We start from the raw sequence: 17,768 nt of genomic DNA on the forward strand, positions 1-17,768 counted from the left end.
GATTTTTATTATCAAGTGATTTTTAGCTTCAGATGGACTTACTTAAAAGAAAGGCTTACTCCAGGTGAAGCTTAGAAGAGCTTATCCATGAGCTGTTAGCTATCGGATAAATTAGACTCTTTTATTATGCTTTTTAAAATCTCGGCGGATTCATGTAACTTGCTTTGTTCTTCCTGTGATAGAGGTACAGATAATATGCTTTCCACCCCTCCGCTGCCTACTATACTAGGTATAGCTAGGTAAACATCCTCAATACCATACTCTCCGGTAAATAAGCTAGATACCGTTAGTATAGAATTCTCATCTCTAAGTATAGCTTCTACAATTCTCCTCACTGCTAAAGCTACAGCATAATTTGTGTATCCTTTTTTATTTATAATTTCATAGGCAGCATTTTTAACTTGTTCAGGAATATCATACTTAAAGTTTTTATCGCAGCCTTTGCATACATTTTGGCAATACTCATCAGCATTCATACCTGCTATGTTAGTTAAGCTCCAGGCAGCAATTTCCGAATCCCCATGCTCACCAATAATATATGTATGCACATTTCTTGCATCCACATTAAAATGCTCTGATAGCATATATCTAAATCTTGATGTATCCAGTACCGTACCTGAACCAATTACCCTATTAGCTGGGAAACCTGATAACTTATATGTAATATATGTAAGAACATCCACAGGGTTAGATACTACCAAAAGCAATGAATTTGGGCTGTACTTTACTATCTCTGGTATTATTTGTTTAAATATATTTAAATTTTTATTAATTATATCTAATCTGGTTTCTCCTGGTTTTGGACCTGCTCCTGCTGTAATAATAACTATATCAGAATCTGCAGTGTCAGCATAATCTCCTGCTTTAATATCTACTGCCTTTACAAAGGAAGCTCCATGAGATAAGTCCATAGCCTCTGCTTCTGCCTTATCTCTATTTACATCTACAATGACAATATCAGAAGCTAAACCCTCCAGCATCAGTGCATAAGCCGTAGTGGAACCTACAAAGCCAGCTCCTATTATAGAAATTTTATTAGTTTTTATGTCCACTTAAAACACCTCCAACATTAGGATTTGCAATAATCCTAAATATATTATATATTATTTAATAATCATTATCAACTTATAAAACTTCGCTATATTAAACTTACTATTTTAATTTTCCCCTAAAAGGATTAAAATAATATAGTTGAATAAAATATTTAAAATTCCATAACTTTAGTATATAATGATAACTTGATAAACCATGGAGGTACAAGAGATGAACATAAATTTAATAGGTGTTCCTTTATTTCTTGGTTGTGACAAACCAGGAGTAGAAAAAGGTCCTGATGTATTAAGAGAAAATAACATTTTATCAATTTTTAAAAGTCATGGTCATGATATATATGATTTAGGAAATTTATATGTTCCCTCTTTTGAAATTAATAACAAATTTTGCGATCATAATAACATGAAGTATTTATCCCAAATAGTGGGGGTAAACACCAATCTTGCACACTTAGTATATAGCTCCTTAAAAAGCGACAGTTTCCCATTGGTTATTGGAGGAGACCACTCCTTAGGCCTTGGCAGCTTATCTGGAGTAAGCAGGCAATTTGGTGATGATTTAGGGGTGATATGGGTAGATGCTCATGGAGATATTAACACCTTTGAAACCTCTCCCACAGGTAATGTACATGGTATGCCGCTTTCTGCAGCCATGGGACTTGGACATGAAGACTTAACCAATCTATATTTTCACGGCATCAAGGTTAAACCAGAAAATGTTTTTATCCTAGGTGCTAGAGATTTAGATGAAGGAGAATTAGAAATCATAGAAAACCACTCCTTAAATGTATGGACAACAAATGATATAAAAGAAAAAGGCATTAATAATGTTTGTAGTGAACTTAAAGATGCTATTAAAAAATCAAGTATAAAAAATATGCATCTCAGCTTTGATATAGATTCACTAGACTCAGATTTAGTTCCTGGTACTGGTACCCCTGTGGATCAAGGCTTAGATATTGAAGAAGTAAAAAAAATACTGCAGGATATATTTTCTTTAAATATCATTAAATCCATGGATTTTGTTGAATTTAACCCTATAATAGATAAGGATGATACTACCTTAAAGAATTGTATGAATATGCTTGATTTTATTGCATTGAATCTTAAATCAAGTAATGATAAGCTTTAATTGAGGATATATTAGGAGGTCAGTAATGAAATTATTATTTTTTGATACAGAAACTACTGGTATAAAGCCGGGAAGCATATGCCAGTTAAGCTACATTGTCGTAGATTCTTCTGTAAAACCACAACAAACCATAGGTAAGAACTATTTCTTCACCGTAGAACATATGGAACCAGAGGCTGAGGCAGTGCACGGCTTTTCTTTAGAAAAACTATACGAATTAAGCAACGGTGAATATTTCGAAGATAGATTTGAAGATTTTATTAAAGATTTTTACCAGGCAGATGTGGTTATAGGTCATAATGTAAGCTTTGATATTAAATTTTTAAAACATGAGTTAGAGGGTATAGGAGAGCTTTTCGAACCTAAAAGACTGTTTTGTACTATGTCCTATTATAAAAACATTTGCAAAATTCTAAATCCTAGAGGAGATTTTAAAAACCCTAGATTAGAAGAGGTAATAAAACATCTAAACATTCAAAAGAGTGATATTGAGAATACAGCTTCCAGATTATTTGAAGCTATGGGCAATTATCATGATGCACGCTTTGATACGGCTGCAACTTACTTAGTAGTTACTGAAGGCATTAAAAAAGGTGCTATTCCAAAAGGATATTTTAGTAAGCTTTGTGGAATACTTTAATTAGAATTAATATTAATATAAAGTACTTAATAACTTTATACAAATTTAACTTGTTTTTTAAGTATACAACTTGAAATTTTTTCATGTGATGATATAATATTTATATCTAATAGAAATTGTTATTTAATAAACATGTAATTACAACTATAAGGAGGAACTAAAAATGAAAAGTTATATATGTGATGTATGCGGTTATGTTTATGATCCAGCAGTAGGTGACGAGGATAATGGAGTAGCTCCAGGAACTTCTTTTGAAGCTATACCAGAAGATTGGGTTTGCCCACTATGCGGTGTTGGTAAAGATCAATTTTCACCTGTAGAATAGTTTAAAAAGCATAAGGCTCTAATTAGAGCCTTATTTTTTTATTTAATTAAACTATAAAGATGTTCTTCAAGTTTCTTATTTTTATCTTTATCCATTGCTGGGACTCCATCTAATGCATACTTCTTTCCTAAGGCTTCATACTTTGAAACCCCCAGTAAATGATAAGGAAGCAGCTCAACCTTCGTCACATTATCTAATTTGTTAATAAAGTCAGCTAAAGACTCTATATATTCTATATTATCATTCACTCCAGGAATTATTACCTGCCTTATCCACATCTTATTTTTATGTTTTTGAATCTCATTTAAAAACCTTAGACTTTCATGGATTTTATTTCTTGTTATCTCTTTATATCCTTCAGGCTTCACATGCTTAACATCAAAGATCACCAGGTCTGTATACTTTAAGATTTCATCATATCTTCCTAGCCCACAACCTGCAGTATCAATGGCGGTGTGAATACCATTAACTTTGCAAAGCCTTAGCATTTCTATTAAAAAATCTGGCTGAAGCAACGGCTCTCCTCCTGAAAAGGTCACGCCTCCACCTGAAGCTTTAAAATAAGTCTTGTATCTTAAAATATTTTTAATTAATTCTTCTGAAGATATACTATTTCCTTCATTAACTCCCCAAGTATCAGGGTTGTGGCAAAAGGAACATCTTAAGGAACAACCTTGAAAAAATACAATTAGCCTAACTCCTGGTCCATCTACTAGTCCCATGGTTTCTATAGAGTGAATTTTACCTATCACAATAACACCTTCTTATATAGAAAAGGGAGATATTACCTCCCCCTTCTCAAAATTTTATAAGCTATTATGGAATGTTCTGCTAATAACTTCTAATTGTTGTTCTCTAGATAATCTGTTAAACATAACAGCATATCCTGAAACTCTGATAGTAAGCTGAGGATACTTTTCTGGATGATCCATAGCATCTAGCAGCGTTTCTCTATTTAATACATTAACGTTTAAATGGTGAGCTCCTTGGTTAAAATAGCCGTCCATTATGGATGCTAGATTATTAATTCTAGTATCCTCTTCTTTTCCTAAGGCTTGAGGCACTATAGAGAAAGTGTTGGATACTCCATCTTCACAAACATTAGCATAAGGTATTTTAGCTACTGAATTAAGTGAAGCTAAGGCTCCCATTGTATCTCTTCCGTGCATTGGATTTGCTCCTGGGGCAAAAGGCACTCCAGCCTTTCTTCCGTCTGGGGTAGCTCCAGTTTTCTTACCATATACTACATTGGATGTAATAGTTAATATGGATAATGTATGTTTTGCATTTCTATATAAAGGATGTTTTTTAAGCTCTGAGGAGAACTTATTAACTACTTCCACCGCTATATCATCCACTCTGTCATCATCATTACCATACTTAGGGAAGTCCCCTTGAATTTCAAAATCCACCGCTATGCCAGCTTCATTTCTTATGGGTTTTACCTTTGCATATTTTATGGCGCTTAATGAATCTGCTACTACGGATAACCCTGCAGCTCCAAAAGCCATAAGCCTTTGTACCTCAGTGTCATGAAGTGCCATTTGTCCTGCTTCATAAGCATATTTATCATGCATATAATGTATTACATTCATGGTATCTACATATAACTTGGCCACTTTTTCTAAAACCTTATAGAAGCTTTCTTTTACCTTTTGGTAATCTAAAACCTCATCCACCATAGGCTCTATTCCACTTAATACTAACTTGCCTTTCTTCTCATCCACCCCACCATTGATGGAATATAATAAAGCTTTACCTAAGTTGCATCTAGCTCCGAAATATTGCATTTGTTTTCCTACAGTCATTGCAGAAACACAACAAGCAATAGCATAATCATCGCCATATATGGGTCTCATTATCTCATCATTTTCATACTGAATAGAATCAGTAAGTATGGACATTTCAGCACAAAACTTTTTAAAGTTCTCTGGAAGGTTATCTGACCATAGTACTGTCATATTGGGTTCTGGTGCTGGTCCTAAATTAATCAATGTATGGAGATATCTATAGGAGTTCTTAGTTACTAAAGGCCTTCCATTAATACTTACCCCTGCCAAAGACTCTGTTACCCATGTAGGGTCTCCTGCAAACAAATCATCATACTCTGGGGTTCTAAGATGCCTTACAATTCTTAATTTAATAATAAATTGATCTATTAATTCTTGAGCCTCTATCTCGGTTATTAAACCTGCTTTTAAGTCTCTTTCTATATAAATATCTAAGAAGGTACTAGTTCTTCCTAAAGACATAGCTGCTCCATTGTTTTCTTTCACTCCAGAAAGATAAGCCAAGTACAAGAATTGAACCGCTTCCTTAGCATTTTCAGCTGGCTTTGATATGTCTATACCATATTTCATTGCCATAGATTTCATTTCCTCTAAGGCTCTTATTTGCTCATTAACTTCTTCTCTCTTTCTTATTAGTTCATCTAACATGTCACCTTTTAATTGTTCTAGGTCTTCTTTCTTTTTATTTAAAAGAAAATCTATTCCATAAAGAGGTACCCTTCTATAATCCCCAATAATTCTTCCTCTGCCATAAGCATCTGGTAAGCCTGTTAGCAACCCTGCAGACCTTGCTCTTCTAGTATCTTCGGTATAAGCATGAAATACCCCCTCATTATGGCTCTTTCTGTATTTAGGGAAGTATGTTTCTATGTCTTCATTCATTTTGTAATTATAAGCTTCTAAGGATTGCTGAACCATTCTCCAACCCCCATAAGGATTTACAATCCTTTTTAAAGGTGCATCTGTTTGAAGTCCAACTATAACTTCATTTTCTTTATCAATATATCCAGCATCATAATTATCTATTCCAGATATTTTGTTTACCTCTATATCTAAAACGCCTTTTTCTCTTTCCTGTTCTAAAAGGCTCAATATCTTATCCCAAACCTTGTTTGTTCTATCTGTTGCCCCTTGAAGAAAACTCTTATCTCCCTCATAAGGTGTATAGTTTTTCTGAATAAAGTTTCTTACATCCACTTCTTGCTGCCAAGATCCTGGAGTAAACTCATGCCATTGTTTAAACATATTATTCCGCCTCCTTTGTAATAAGGTGATACTTAAGTATACCTTGTAAATATTATATCCTAATATCACTAATTATGTAATAGCCTTTATCTATTTATTCACAAAAAAATAAGCCGTTAATACGGCTTAACTCCAATAATTAGTTATATTATCCCACATCATCTTACCTGCTTTTGCTATGGTTACTATACCATAAACGCTGTTTGGAATCTCATTACTCATAACAGAAAAAGCAAAAGTACCCTTTTCAATGTTTATAAACATAGTGTCATTTTCCACTGCTTTTTTGTCTCCTGTTTTATTAGATATATTGCTCTTTAAGTCATCCGGGATATATAATGCACTCTTGTTTTTAAGTTGCTGTCTCTTTAAAATATCAATAAGCATATCGCTTAATTCTTGGTTTAAATATTTCTTTTCAAATAATATCTTCCAGCACTTACACAAATCATAACTAGTGGTGATATTCTCATCATTATTGTCATCATATATTTCATCAGAAGTTCTTCTATTAAGCACTGTGTTTTTAAGTCCCATCTCTCTGATACTTTCATTAATTTTCTCTTTACCCACTAGATTAATTATTTTATTAGAAGCGGTGTTATCACTTTGAATAAGCATAGCTACCATAAGTTCATATAGGGTGTATTCTCTTTCTAAAAATTCGTGTAAAATACCCGTACCATAAACCTTATCTTCTTGACCTATTAAAATTTTATCATTAAGATTAAAGTTTAAGTTTTCTACCTCTTTTAAAAGGGCTATGGCTATAGGAAGTTTCATACATCCTGCTGCAGTCATTTTAACGTTTTCATTATATCCATATACAAATCCGCTATTAAGGTCTTCAAAATAGAAACTATAATTTCCAATTCTTGATTCAAAATATTTTTTAATCTCTTTCATAATATCCTCCAGACTAAATAATCTATTGCTAATTATAGCATATATGAAAAGAAAATTAAAGAATTAAGGCATCAGATTTCTCTGATGCCTCTTTATTATTCTCCAAAAGAAATCCCAATCTTTTTAGCCATGGAAACTAATTCTCCATTTGGATCAACATTCTTATCTTTTCCGATTACATCTTCAAGACTTACATAAGATATGTCATCGCCTTTTAAACATACCATATTTCCAAACTTACCTTCATTAATAAGCTCTGCAGCAGCAACGCCATATCTTGTAGAAAGGATTCTGTCATAAGTAGAGGTAGTTCCTCCTCTTTGTACGTGTCCTAATATTGTAGCTCTTATTTCATGTCCTTCAATTATGTCTTCAAGATCATTAGCTAGCTTATTTCCAATTCCACCTAATCTTATTGGGTCTGGACTGTCTTTTACAATCTTACTTACTACTACTTCTCCATCTTTAGCTTTAGCTCCTTCAGCTACAACAATTATGCTAAATGGTCTTCCTGCATCTTGTCTTTGGTGAATTTTTTCTGCTATCTTATTGATATCATAAGGTACTTCTGGAATCAAAATAACATCTGCAGAACCAGCTATGCCTGAATGAAGAGCTATCCATCCAGCGTTTCTTCCCATAACCTCACAGATCATAATTCTATGATGAGATTCTGCTGTTGTATGTAATCTATCTAAGGCTTCAGTAGCTATATCAATAGCAGTGTTAAATCCAAAAGTAACATCTGTAGCAGCTAAATCGTTGTCTATGGTTTTTGGAACTCCAATTACATTAACACCTTTTCTTGAAAAGTCCCTAGCACTGGTTAATGTACCGTCTCCACCAATAACAACTAAAGCATCTATGCCTGCTTTTTTCATGTTTTCTATAGCTACATCAGATACATCTTTCTTTACCATTTTACCATCTTCTTCAACTTGGTAATCAAAAAGATTATCCTTGTTAGAACTGTAAAGTATAGTTCCACCTCTATGAAGAATACCTGATACAGTATCAAGAGTTAAAGGGATGTAGTCATTGTTATATAGGCCTCTGTATCCATATCTATAACCAACAACTTCATATCCATATTGTAGAATTGCAGTTCTTGTTACGGCTCTTATTACTGCATTTAATCCTGGACAATCCCCGCCACCTGTAAGCAAAGCTATCCTTTTTATTTTTTGTGTCATATTTTTTCCCCCTCTACCTATAATGTTTTTAATTATACAACAATTGTTTTTAAAAATAAACAAAATACACTAATATCTTACTGTATTTTAATTATGTTATGTACTTTTTTATGTACTTTTGTTGTTAAAATTGTGATATTGTACAAATTTAATGTTTTATCATGTAAACATTTCATTATGTATAATAACATATACAAAATACATTTAAAAGTACATTTTTATTATTTGTAACTTTCTGCAGTTTTAATCAGTGATTTTTTAACATTTTACACAATGGCAGCCATATGAGTTATGAGTTGTTATTTAAAAAATAATAACTCATAACTCATATGGCTGCCATTGTCTTGTCTACATTATAACTTTAGTAAATGCAAGAATTCCTAATATTATTCCCATGAAAATACGATATAAAGCAAATACTCGCATAGGATGCTTTTTAAGGAAATTCATAAAAGCATCTACTACTATTAAAGCTACTAAAAAAGCTACAATAAAACCTATAATCAAAGCGGTTACTTGAGTTTTGCTTATGTTGGAATATGCATCATACTTAATAAGTTTAAGAGCTGAAGCTCCTACCATGGTAGGAATGGCTAAGAAGAAGGAAAATTCTGCTGCTGCAGTATTATTTAAACCTGCTATCCAGCCGCCCATAATAGTGGAAGCGGATCTAGACATTCCTGGCCACATGGCAATGCACTGAAATAGTCCTATTTTTATAGCTTGTTTATAATTAACCTTATCTATAGAAGTTGTAACTTTTTTTCTTCTGCTTTTTCTTCTAAAATTATTTTCTATTATGATAAGTAAAATACCACCAACTATAAAGCCTATAGTTACCGTCTTAGAATTAAATAGATGATTTTCTATAAAGTCATCTAATAAAAATCCAATTACCGCAGCAGGTAAAAAAGCTACCAATATAGTGGTCCAAAACTTTAAACCATAAGGCTCTAATTTAAAGAAAGATATTAAGCTATCTTTAAACCTATGCCAGTACAAAACAACTATTGCTAATATAGCACCTAACTGAATAACAATCTCAAACATGATGGTAAACTTACCATCATTAAAATTAATTAAATCCCCCACCAAAATCATATGTCCTGAAGATGAAATTGGAAGAAATTCTGTTATTCCTTCAACTATGGAAATAATTATAGCCTTAAAAATAAAAACAAAGTCCATCCTACTACCAACCTTTCTTTGCCACTGTACTATCTTATTATAAAATTCCCCTAGAAACTTGTCCACTTATGTATACGTAATTTATAAATAAAAATGCATTATTTAATTTAGAATGTAGAATGAAGGAAAAAACTCCTAACGGAGTTTCTTTGAATATATATTGTATTTGTGCCAAACAAAAAACTCCCTCAGGAGTTTCTTTGCCTGCACCACTTCCCCGAAACTCCTCCAGGAGTCTAATCTTTTTTAATTATGTTGTAAGTTTTTCTGGTTCTTTCTCAGAAAAACTATCCTTCATTTTAAATTCTAAATTATCTTAACCTATTTCTATATGAGAATATTTTTTATAATTTTGTTCAAATTTTTCTTTTAATAAAATTGATGTACTTTTATAATCTTCTTTATTTGCCCAAGTCTCCTGAGGCTTTAATATTTCAGAAGGTACTCCAGGGCAGTTAACAGGAATCATAAGATTAAAGTATTCATCTTCTACCCAATGTTCTTTTTCTAACTCGCCATTTATAGCTGCCTTTACCAATGTCCTTGTATATTTTAGAGCTATTCTGTTGCCTACTCCATAGGAACCGCCTATCCATCCTGTATTAACCATATATACTCTAACATTATATTCCTCAATTTTATCCCCTAAAAGCTCAGCATACACTTTTGGGTTCATAGGCATAAATGGTGCACCAAAACAGGTGGAAAAAGTGGCTTGAGGTTCTTTTAATCCTCGCTCTGTTCCTGCTACCTTACTGGTATAACCGGATAAAAAGTAATACATGGCTTGTTCCTTATTTAACCTGGCGATAGGAGGCAATACCCCAAAAGCGTCAGCGGTTAAGAATAAAATCACCTTAGGTACTCCACCATTTCCTGTACTCTTTACATTATTTATATGATATATAGGATAGCTTCCTCTAGTATTTTCTGTTATGGAGCCCTTATCATATATAGGATTATTATCGCTATCCAAAACTACATTTTCTAAGATGCTGCCAAACCTTATAGCATCATAGATATCCCTTTCTTTCTCTCTGCTTAAATCAATAGTTTTAGCGTAACAGCCACCTTCAAAGTTAAATATTCCAGTTTTACTCCATCCATGTTCATCATCACCTATAAGAGCTCTCTCAGGATCCGCTGATAAAGTGGTTTTCCCTGTGCCTGAAAGGCCAAATAATATAGCTACATCTCCATCTTTTCCTTCATTTGCAGAACAGTGCATAGGCAAAACTCCTTTAAATGGAAGGAAATAATTCATAGCTGTAAACATGGCCTTTTTTATTTCTCCACTATATTGAGTGCCTCCTATAAGTACAATTCTTTGTGTAAAATTAATTATTATAAAGACTTCAGAGTTTAATGAATATTTTTTAGCATCTGCCTTAAAACCAGGTGCGGATAACACAGTAAACCCTTCTTCTTTATTATTGGACTTTTCTCTAATAAATAATTGGCGGCAAAATAGGGATTGAGAAGCATATTCACAAATACTTTGAACACCTATACTATAATCTTCTGAAGCTCCCACTCTACCATTAAAAACAAACAAATCTTTTTCTTTTAAATAATCTTTAACCTCATTTAGTAGTCCATCAAACTTACTCTGTTCTATAGGTAGATTTACATCTCCCCAGTTTATATTATCCTTTGTTGTTTCGTCACATACTATATATCTGTCTTTTGGAGATCTGCCTGTACACTTTCCAGTATGAATACTTAAAGCTCCATTTGAACACAGTATCCCTTCTCCTCTTTTAACAGCTTCTGTTATAAGCTTTGCAGGTGATAAATCCTCATAAATAGTAGCAGTATTTAATTTTAACTTTTCTAAAATATCCAATACAATCCCCTCCAAACGTTTTCACTTATAATTATTACATTTTTAAATATTTTTTGCAAGAAAAAAATTCTTTTTAAGCCTATGTAAAAATATTTTTGCAAGTTTTATTGCACTATACTGTCAATTTAGTTGTAAAAGGAAGTTATTTATTAACTCTTTACCGTAAAAAAGGAAGCCCTTATGAAAAGACTTCCTAAATATTTTATCGGATAAAACTCATTATTTCTTCTTCTACTTTTTTTATATCTGGCACATAGCTTTTTAAAAGCTTCATTTTTCCAGTTAATTTATATTCCCCTAATGTAGCTGGTATAAGTATGCTATCTCCTTTTTTTAGGGTTTCACTGGCATTATAATAATTAATGGCACCTTCCCCTTCTACGCAGGTAAAGATAAAGAACCTTTCTTTATCACTATTTTCATTAGCCTCTGTTATAATATCATATTCTTCCAAAGAGAAATAAGGGCATAGCGCATAATAGGTTTTTGAATAACAATCATAGTTAACTTTTATACCTTTTCTTCTTTCCCCTTTAAGATTAAAGTTTATAACATCTAAAGCTTTCTCCACGTGGATTTCTCTTCCTCTATCATAATCATATACCCTATAGGTAGTATCACTATTTTGCTGAATTTCAGCAATGATAACCCCTTCACCAATGGCATGCACTAATCCACTTTTTATAAAAAATACATCACCTTTGTTAACAGGGATCTTATTTAAATACTTTTCTGTGTTACCTTCTTTAATAGCCTTAGCAAATTGTTCTTTGGTACAATTATTAGTACCTATAATTAAATTTGCATTTTCAAAGGCCTCAACAACATACCAAATTTCTGTTTTACCTGGTTCTCCTTCGTGCTTAAATCCATATTCATCCTCTGGATGCACTTGAACTGAAAGCTTATCCTTGGCATTAATTAATTTAACTAAAAGAGGAAATCTTTCTTTGGAAATCTCTGTACCTAAAAGCTCATTACCCTTTATTTTAATTAACTCATCCAGCTTCAATCCTTTATATATACCATTAATAATTTTACCTGTTCCATGAGGATGGCATGCCACATCCCAGCTTTCTCCAATATCGCCTTCTGGAAGGTTATCTCTAAAAATCTCTAGATCTCTACCTCCCCAGATCTTATCATAATATAAATTTTCTAATTTTATAGGATACATAATTAGTCCTCCGCTTCATGAAATTAAACTTGTACTCTTATACTTAATAGAATAACACAAAATCAGGTACAGTCAAAAGCTCTTCCGAGGGAGAAGATTGATATTTTTCATAAAGTTCTTTAGCTTTATTATAATTTTCTTTTATAGTATCAGATACATATTTTTCAGTTTTATTATTTATTTTTTCATAAGCTGCTTTCAGATTATATAGCCCTCTTTCAATGTTTTCCTCCACAGTTATATAATATATTCCTGCATTATTTAAATTTAATATATCTTTTTTATCTGATTCATAAGCAATTCTTATTTCTTTTATTCCCTCATCATGGTTTCCTTGCGTCATGTATATGGTTCCTATGCTCCTATGGTATTTGGATATAGAACTATCAAGTAAAATACATTGTTTTAATATTTTTAAAGCTTCATCATACCTCTTTTTATTAATATTTATAAAAGCCATTTTGTATTTAATCTCTCCATTATTAGGGAGTAACTTTTCAGCGAAACAATAATACTCTAAAGCTTTACCATCATTATTCTCGGTATTCCAAAAATAACTCCCCAAATTTATAAATATATTATAATTATAGGGTTCATTATATATAGCCTTTCTAAAATAGGGTTCTGCCTTTCTCCCTTTTCCTTGGCTTTTATATATTTCAGGAATAAGAAATGCATAATTATCAGTATAATTCTTATTCTGCTCCATGGATTTATTAGCATAATATAAAGCCTCATCATACTGATGTTTATTATAAAAATACCATCCTGCCGTGTGGGAGGTTCTATAGTCCTCACCAGTGGCAGTGATAATGGTACTTATCAGGCCATGGCTTTCTTCCTCATTTCCTGCATTTTGAAGGGCATTTGCCTTTATCAAATTATATTGTAATTTACCATCAAAATCACCTTTTATTTCACTTAATAATTTCAAAGCGTTATCTGCTGTTTCTTCTCTCATGGAATATATCTTTGCAAGCCATAATTTATAAGAATTATCCACAGGGTGACTTGCTATTAAAGTAGATATTTTTTGTATGAGAACATTGCTATTATCAGCTGATATCTGTGCAATAACATCAAAGACCTTATGCTCATCATTATCTATTGCCCATGCATTTCTAAGTATGTTTAATCCTTGCTCCCAGTCATCTAAAATCATATAAAGGCATGCATACTCAGCTAGGTCATAAGAAGATTTATAATCTACTGGATAATTTTTTAGTATTGCTTTTGCTGCTTCTATATCTTGATTTACCAAACACAAAGTAAAAACGGTTTTTATTAAAGGCTTATATTCGTCATAAATATTAATATATTTTTTCCCATCATCTATAGCTTTTTGAAAATCTTTATTCATTAATTGTAAAAAAACCATGTAATTTAAAACTTCCGCGTCCTTTTCCATAATCTTTGAATTCATGGCATCTTTTAGTTTTTCTTTATTATCTTCTTTTTTTAATTTTGCATCTTCAATTAACTCTCTAGACTTTTCATAGTCTTCTAATATGGAATATATCTCAGCTTGTTTTAGTAACCAAATTTCCTCATGACTTTCTTCATAAAGACTTATATATATTTCTAAAGCTTCATTGTATTTATTTTCGTAATAATGCTTTTCTGCCAGGGCTGCCTTTTCATAATAGTATTTATCCTCTAAAGATTCCTGCGTGAGTTTTATATCTTTAATAAAAACAATATCTTTGAATCTTTTGTTTTTATTAACAATAATTGCAGTAGTAAAAATAAAAGCCAAAATTACAGAAAGAATAGTATATATATGGCTTTTCTTCATGAATATTTTCATTTTTTTATTACCCCCATACTGCACCTCTACTAAATTTTTAAATTATCAAATGAGAAATTTAATTTTATCAAGTAACTTTATTGCTGTCCTTAAACTACCAATGATTTTTTATTTATGGTATACTTTGATTAGTTTTTTATTGTATTATATTTTTTATTTAAGGTGGTGTTAACATTAAAACGAATACTTTTACTGCAATAATTGCATCAAAAATTACACAATTTTTATCAAAATATATTCTAAAAGGTGGCAGCAATTTTCCTGGAAGGGTAGCTCTAAAACTAGACCCAAAAATATTAAAGCATATAACCAAAAATTATAAAGTTATCTTAGTAACAGGAACTAATGGTAAAACCACCACCACAAGTATGATAACCAATGTTCTCATGGAAAAAGGCTTTAATGTTATTACTAACAGTACAGGAGCAAATATGCTTCCAGGTATAGTATCTTGTTTTATATCAAACTATAAATTCAATAATAAAACACAAGAAAAATACGCTGTTATTGAAGTAGATGAAGCTAATGTTAAATTTATTACTGAATATATCACTCCTGAAGTTATTACCATTACAAATCTTTTTAGAGATCAATTAGATAGATACGGAGAAGTATATACTACATTAAACAAAATAATGGAAGGTATTGTAAAAGTTCCTGAAAGCACCCTGGTTCTAAATGGTGATGAATCTTTATTAGGCAATTTAGATATAAAAAACCCTATAGTATATTATGGTTTTACCACGTCAAATATTACAAATAAAGAAATTGATATCAATGCTGATGCAAAGTTTTGTAAGGTATGTAAGTCTCCTTATAAATATAACTTTATTACCTATAATCATTTAGGGGATTTTTACTGTGATAATTGCGGTTATTCAAGGCCTCTATTAACCTATAGGGTGGAGTCTATAATATCTGCCTCCTCAGAATCATCTAGTTTTAAAATAAACAATACTGTATTTAACATAAATCAAGGAGGCGTTTATAACATATATAATGCCTTATGTGCTTATGCTGTATGTAAGGAACTGAATATAGAAGATGAGTACATCCAATCCTCCTTTAGTAATCAAAGCAGCAGTTTTGGAAGGCAGGAAATAATTAATATTGGCAGTAAAAAAGTTAAAATTATATTGGTTAAAAACCCTGCAGGTTATAATCAAGCTATAGATACTGTGATGTTAAATGACTCCAGCGCCTCTGCAGCCTTTTTACTCAATGATAATTATGCAGATGGTACAGATATATCTTGGATTTGGGATGTAAATTTTGAAAAGCTCACTTCCCTTAATTTAAAAGAAATATTTATAGGTGGAGATAGATTATATGATATGGCTGTAAGATTAAAAATTGCTGGATTAGATAAAGATACCCTTCAATTAAAGGATAGCTATGAACAGCTCACAGAAGGTTTATCTAAATCCACAGCGGATATTACCTACATTTTTGCTACCTATACAGCTATGATTAATTACAGAAAATATCTTCATTCAAAAGGATATATAGAAAAGTTATGGTAAGGAGGAATAATCGTGGAAATTAATATTTGTCATCTTTACCCTGATCTTCTTAATGTTTATGGTGACTTAGGAAATATTTTAATATTGAAATATAGATGTGAACAAAGGGGAATAAAGGTTAACATTAAAAACTTGTCCTTGGGGGAACCCTTTAACAAAGAGGATTACGATATAGTGTTTTTTGGCGGTGGACAGGACTATGAACAATCTATAGTAGCTAAGGATTTATCGGGTTCTAAAAAAGAAGCTTTACAAGAATACATAGAAAGCGGTAAAGTTTTGCTGGCTATATGTGGAGGCTATCAACTTTTAGGAAAATATTACACTACCCCTACTGGAGAAAAACTTGAAGGTCTGTCTATTTTGGACATATATACTGAAGCTGGTGACAACAGATTTATTGGAAACACCCTAATTAAAAATGAAGAGTTTAATGAAACCTATGTAGGCTTTGAGAATCATTCAGGTAGAACTTATATAGGAAATCTTAAGCCCTTAGGAACGGTTATTAAAGGTTATGGCAATAACGGAAAGGACGGCTATGAAGGTTGTATTTATAAAAATACCTTTTGCTCCTATCTTCATGGCTCCTTATTATCAAAAAATCCAGAACTAGCAGATAGGCTTATTATTAGCGCTTTAACATTTAAATATGGGCCTATTGAGCTGTCATCCTTAGAAGATAGCTATGAAATAGCTGCAAAAGAAGGAATGATAAGTAAATTGAAAATTTAGAATGGTAAAATAATTTAAAGTTTAGAATTCAAAATTTAAAATGAAGGATAACTTTTCTGAAAAAGAATCAGAAAAACTTACAATTTATAGAAAGAGAAATGTCCAAAGGCCTGAAGCCTTTGGGCATTTCTAATAAATTCTTAGAAACTCTTCGAGTTTCCTCCTTCATTTTAAATTCTCAATTCTAAATTGTAATCCTATCTATTTATTATCAAAGAATCTTTCATTCTTTTCTTTTCTTGCAATGTTATTTGGTTTAAAGTTTTAAATTCATATCCATGGGTTTTATAAAAATCTATTATATACTGAAGCGCTTCCACAGTATTAATTTTTATTTCTGAATCATGAAATAGAAGCACCGAAATTCTCATGTTTTGACTTTCTTTAATCACATTTCTTTTAATGGTATCCACGGAAACTTTTTTGGTATAAGCATCCATGGAATCTACATTCCAATCTATGTAATTATAACCACTATTAAGTATTTCATTTTTGATATCCTTAATAACTTTTTTATCTACATTGGAGTTGTTAGAACCTCCAGGCATCCTTACATATTTTTCATTATTAGATATACCACTTTCATTTATTATACCAATGCATCTTTTTAAATCTTCCATATAGCTTTCTTTATTTTTATATAACTCTTTATAGTTATGATTGTAGCAATGAGGATATATTGCCATACCATTTTCATCTAGTTTTTTAAGTACACTTTTATTACGCTGCGCATTTTCACCAATGATAAAAAAACTAGCTTTAACATTATTTTTTTTTAAAATATCCAGTATCTTTTCTGTATTATGACGGGAGGGTCCATCATCAAAGGTTAAAAACACTACCTTACTCTTCTTATCCATAAGATTATCTCTAGATATTTCATTTATTCCTTCATTATCCTTTATAGATAGATAAAATGGAGCAGCAAAAGCATTTATTATATTAAAATTATTAATTAAAATAAAAGCAAAGGTAATCAAAAATATTTTAATATTTTTATTAATCATATATATAACCTTCTCTCATACATCATATTACTATTGTGCTTAGAGAAGGTTATTTTATTTGTGTTAATTTATAGAAAATAAAAAAATATAAAGTAAGAACTAAGAAATAAGAGTTATTGATAAAACTAATAGAGTTTTTTAGAATTAATTTGTGGATAAGTAAGAGGTAATAGCTAAGAAGTAATAGTTGTGCTGAAAATGC

The 17,768-nt window shown here is 31.4% G+C and carries 15 protein-coding genes; 5 read left to right on the top strand and 10 right to left on the bottom strand.

From position 1 onward, the window contains the following. Positions 1–95: 95 nt before the first annotated feature. Complete coding sequence (locus tag BUA82_RS14455; protein ID WP_423230457.1) at positions 96–1,052, bottom strand: L-lactate dehydrogenase; 957 nt, start codon at positions 1,050–1,052, stop codon at positions 96–98. A 211-nt stretch (positions 1,053–1,263) separates the two neighbouring features. On the opposite strand from BUA82_RS14455, the gene rocF reads away from it, so the two are divergent. From rocF to rd, 3 genes are all read left to right on the top strand, one after another. After that, positions 1,264–2,184 (top strand): arginase, encoded by a 921-nt coding sequence (gene rocF / locus BUA82_RS14460; protein WP_073009712.1) that lies wholly within the window; start codon positions 1,264–1,266, stop codon positions 2,182–2,184. A gap of 25 nt (positions 2,185–2,209) precedes the next feature. Next, on the top strand, positions 2,210–2,824 hold the full coding sequence (locus BUA82_RS14465) for a 3'-5' exonuclease (RefSeq protein ID WP_073009715.1): 615 nt from the start codon (positions 2,210–2,212) through the stop codon (positions 2,822–2,824). Positions 2,825–2,987: 163 nt separating this feature from the next. Beyond that, on the top strand, positions 2,988–3,149 hold the full coding sequence (gene rd, locus BUA82_RS14470) for a rubredoxin (RefSeq protein WP_073009718.1): 162 nt from the start codon (positions 2,988–2,990) through the stop codon (positions 3,147–3,149). Positions 3,150–3,187: 38 nt separating this feature from the next. On the opposite strand, the gene pflA is transcribed toward rd, so the two are convergent. From pflA to BUA82_RS14510, 8 genes are all read right to left on the bottom strand, one after another. Then, positions 3,188–3,904 carry a pyruvate formate-lyase-activating protein gene (pflA, locus tag BUA82_RS14475; RefSeq protein ID WP_073009720.1) on the bottom strand — a complete coding sequence of 239 codons (717 nt, stop codon included), beginning with the start codon at positions 3,902–3,904 and terminating at the stop codon, positions 3,188–3,190. A gap of 51 nt (positions 3,905–3,955) precedes the next feature. Then, positions 3,956–6,184 (bottom strand): formate C-acetyltransferase, encoded by a 2,229-nt coding sequence (gene pflB / locus BUA82_RS14480; protein ID WP_073009723.1) that lies wholly within the window; start codon positions 6,182–6,184, stop codon positions 3,956–3,958. A gap of 126 nt (positions 6,185–6,310) precedes the next feature. Continuing rightward, positions 6,311–7,090, bottom strand: coding sequence for a serine hydrolase (locus BUA82_RS14485; RefSeq protein WP_073009726.1), 780 nt, complete (start codon positions 7,088–7,090; stop codon positions 6,311–6,313). A gap of 95 nt (positions 7,091–7,185) precedes the next feature. Then, the gene (locus BUA82_RS14490; protein WP_073009729.1) at positions 7,186–8,283 is read right to left on the bottom strand and encodes a 6-phosphofructokinase; all 1,098 of its coding nucleotides are present in this window, start codon (positions 8,281–8,283) and stop codon (positions 7,186–7,188) included. Positions 8,284–8,631: 348 nt separating this feature from the next. After that, positions 8,632–9,471, bottom strand: a complete 840-nt coding sequence (locus BUA82_RS14495) for an undecaprenyl-diphosphate phosphatase (RefSeq protein ID WP_073009732.1) — start codon at positions 9,469–9,471, stop codon at positions 8,632–8,634. A gap of 316 nt (positions 9,472–9,787) precedes the next feature. Then, positions 9,788–11,317, bottom strand: coding sequence for a phosphoenolpyruvate carboxykinase (ATP) (pckA, locus tag BUA82_RS14500; protein WP_073009735.1), 1,530 nt, complete (start codon positions 11,315–11,317; stop codon positions 9,788–9,790). 202 nt (positions 11,318–11,519) lie between these two features. Continuing rightward, positions 11,520–12,494 (bottom strand): mannose-6-phosphate isomerase, class I, encoded by a 975-nt coding sequence (gene manA / locus BUA82_RS14505; RefSeq protein ID WP_073009737.1) that lies wholly within the window; start codon positions 12,492–12,494, stop codon positions 11,520–11,522. A 43-nt stretch (positions 12,495–12,537) separates the two neighbouring features. Continuing rightward, the gene (locus BUA82_RS14510; RefSeq protein WP_073009740.1) at positions 12,538–14,301 is read right to left on the bottom strand and encodes a tetratricopeptide repeat protein; all 1,764 of its coding nucleotides are present in this window, start codon (positions 14,299–14,301) and stop codon (positions 12,538–12,540) included. A gap of 173 nt (positions 14,302–14,474) precedes the next feature. Between BUA82_RS14510 and BUA82_RS14515 the strand changes: the two genes are divergently transcribed. Both BUA82_RS14515 and BUA82_RS14520 read left to right on the top strand, forming a co-directional pair. Continuing rightward, positions 14,475–15,824 carry a Mur ligase family protein gene (locus BUA82_RS14515; RefSeq protein WP_073009743.1) on the top strand — a complete coding sequence of 450 codons (1,350 nt, stop codon included), beginning with the start codon at positions 14,475–14,477 and terminating at the stop codon, positions 15,822–15,824. A 12-nt stretch (positions 15,825–15,836) separates the two neighbouring features. Beyond that, positions 15,837–16,559: a type 1 glutamine amidotransferase gene (locus tag BUA82_RS14520; RefSeq protein WP_073009746.1), complete on the top strand. Its 723-nt coding sequence runs from the start codon at positions 15,837–15,839 to the stop codon at positions 16,557–16,559. Positions 16,560–16,756: 197 nt separating this feature from the next. On the opposite strand, the gene BUA82_RS14525 is transcribed toward BUA82_RS14520, so the two are convergent. Continuing rightward, entirely contained in the window at positions 16,757–17,566 is an 810-nt protein-coding gene (locus BUA82_RS14525; RefSeq protein WP_073009749.1) for a polysaccharide deacetylase family protein, read from the bottom strand. Between the last annotated feature and the right edge of the window lie 202 nt (positions 17,567–17,768).

Origin of the sequence: Clostridium amylolyticum, from assembly GCF_900142075.1 — a bacterium.
GTDB classification, from domain to species: Bacteria; Bacillota; Clostridia; order Clostridiales; family Clostridiaceae; genus Clostridium_AA; species Clostridium_AA amylolyticum.

Bases quoted from the DNA above. Each gene is read 5' to 3' on its own strand.
- rocF (WP_073009712.1), top strand. From the start codon at position 1,264: ATGAACATAAATTTAATAGGTGTTCCTTTATTTCTTGGTTGTGACAAA.
- BUA82_RS14465 (WP_073009715.1), top strand. From the start codon at position 2,210: ATGAAATTATTATTTTTTGATACAGAAACTACTGGTATAAAGCCGGGA.
- rd (WP_073009718.1), top strand. From the start codon at position 2,988: ATGAAAAGTTATATATGTGATGTATGCGGTTATGTTTATGATCCAGCA.
- pflB (WP_073009723.1), bottom strand. From the start codon at position 6,184: ATGTTTAAACAATGGCATGAGTTTACTCCAGGATCTTGGCAGCAAGAA.
- BUA82_RS14485 (WP_073009726.1), bottom strand. From the start codon at position 7,090: ATGAAAGAGATTAAAAAATATTTTGAATCAAGAATTGGAAATTATAGT.
- BUA82_RS14490 (WP_073009729.1), bottom strand. From the start codon at position 8,283: ATGACACAAAAAATAAAAAGGATAGCTTTGCTTACAGGTGGCGGGGAT.
- BUA82_RS14495 (WP_073009732.1), bottom strand. From the start codon at position 9,471: ATGGACTTTGTTTTTATTTTTAAGGCTATAATTATTTCCATAGTTGAA.
- manA (WP_073009737.1), bottom strand. From the start codon at position 12,494: ATGTATCCTATAAAATTAGAAAATTTATATTATGATAAGATCTGGGGA.
- BUA82_RS14510 (WP_073009740.1), bottom strand. From the start codon at position 14,301: ATGAAAATATTCATGAAGAAAAGCCATATATATACTATTCTTTCTGTA.
- BUA82_RS14525 (WP_073009749.1), bottom strand. From the start codon at position 17,566: ATGATTAATAAAAATATTAAAATATTTTTGATTACCTTTGCTTTTATT.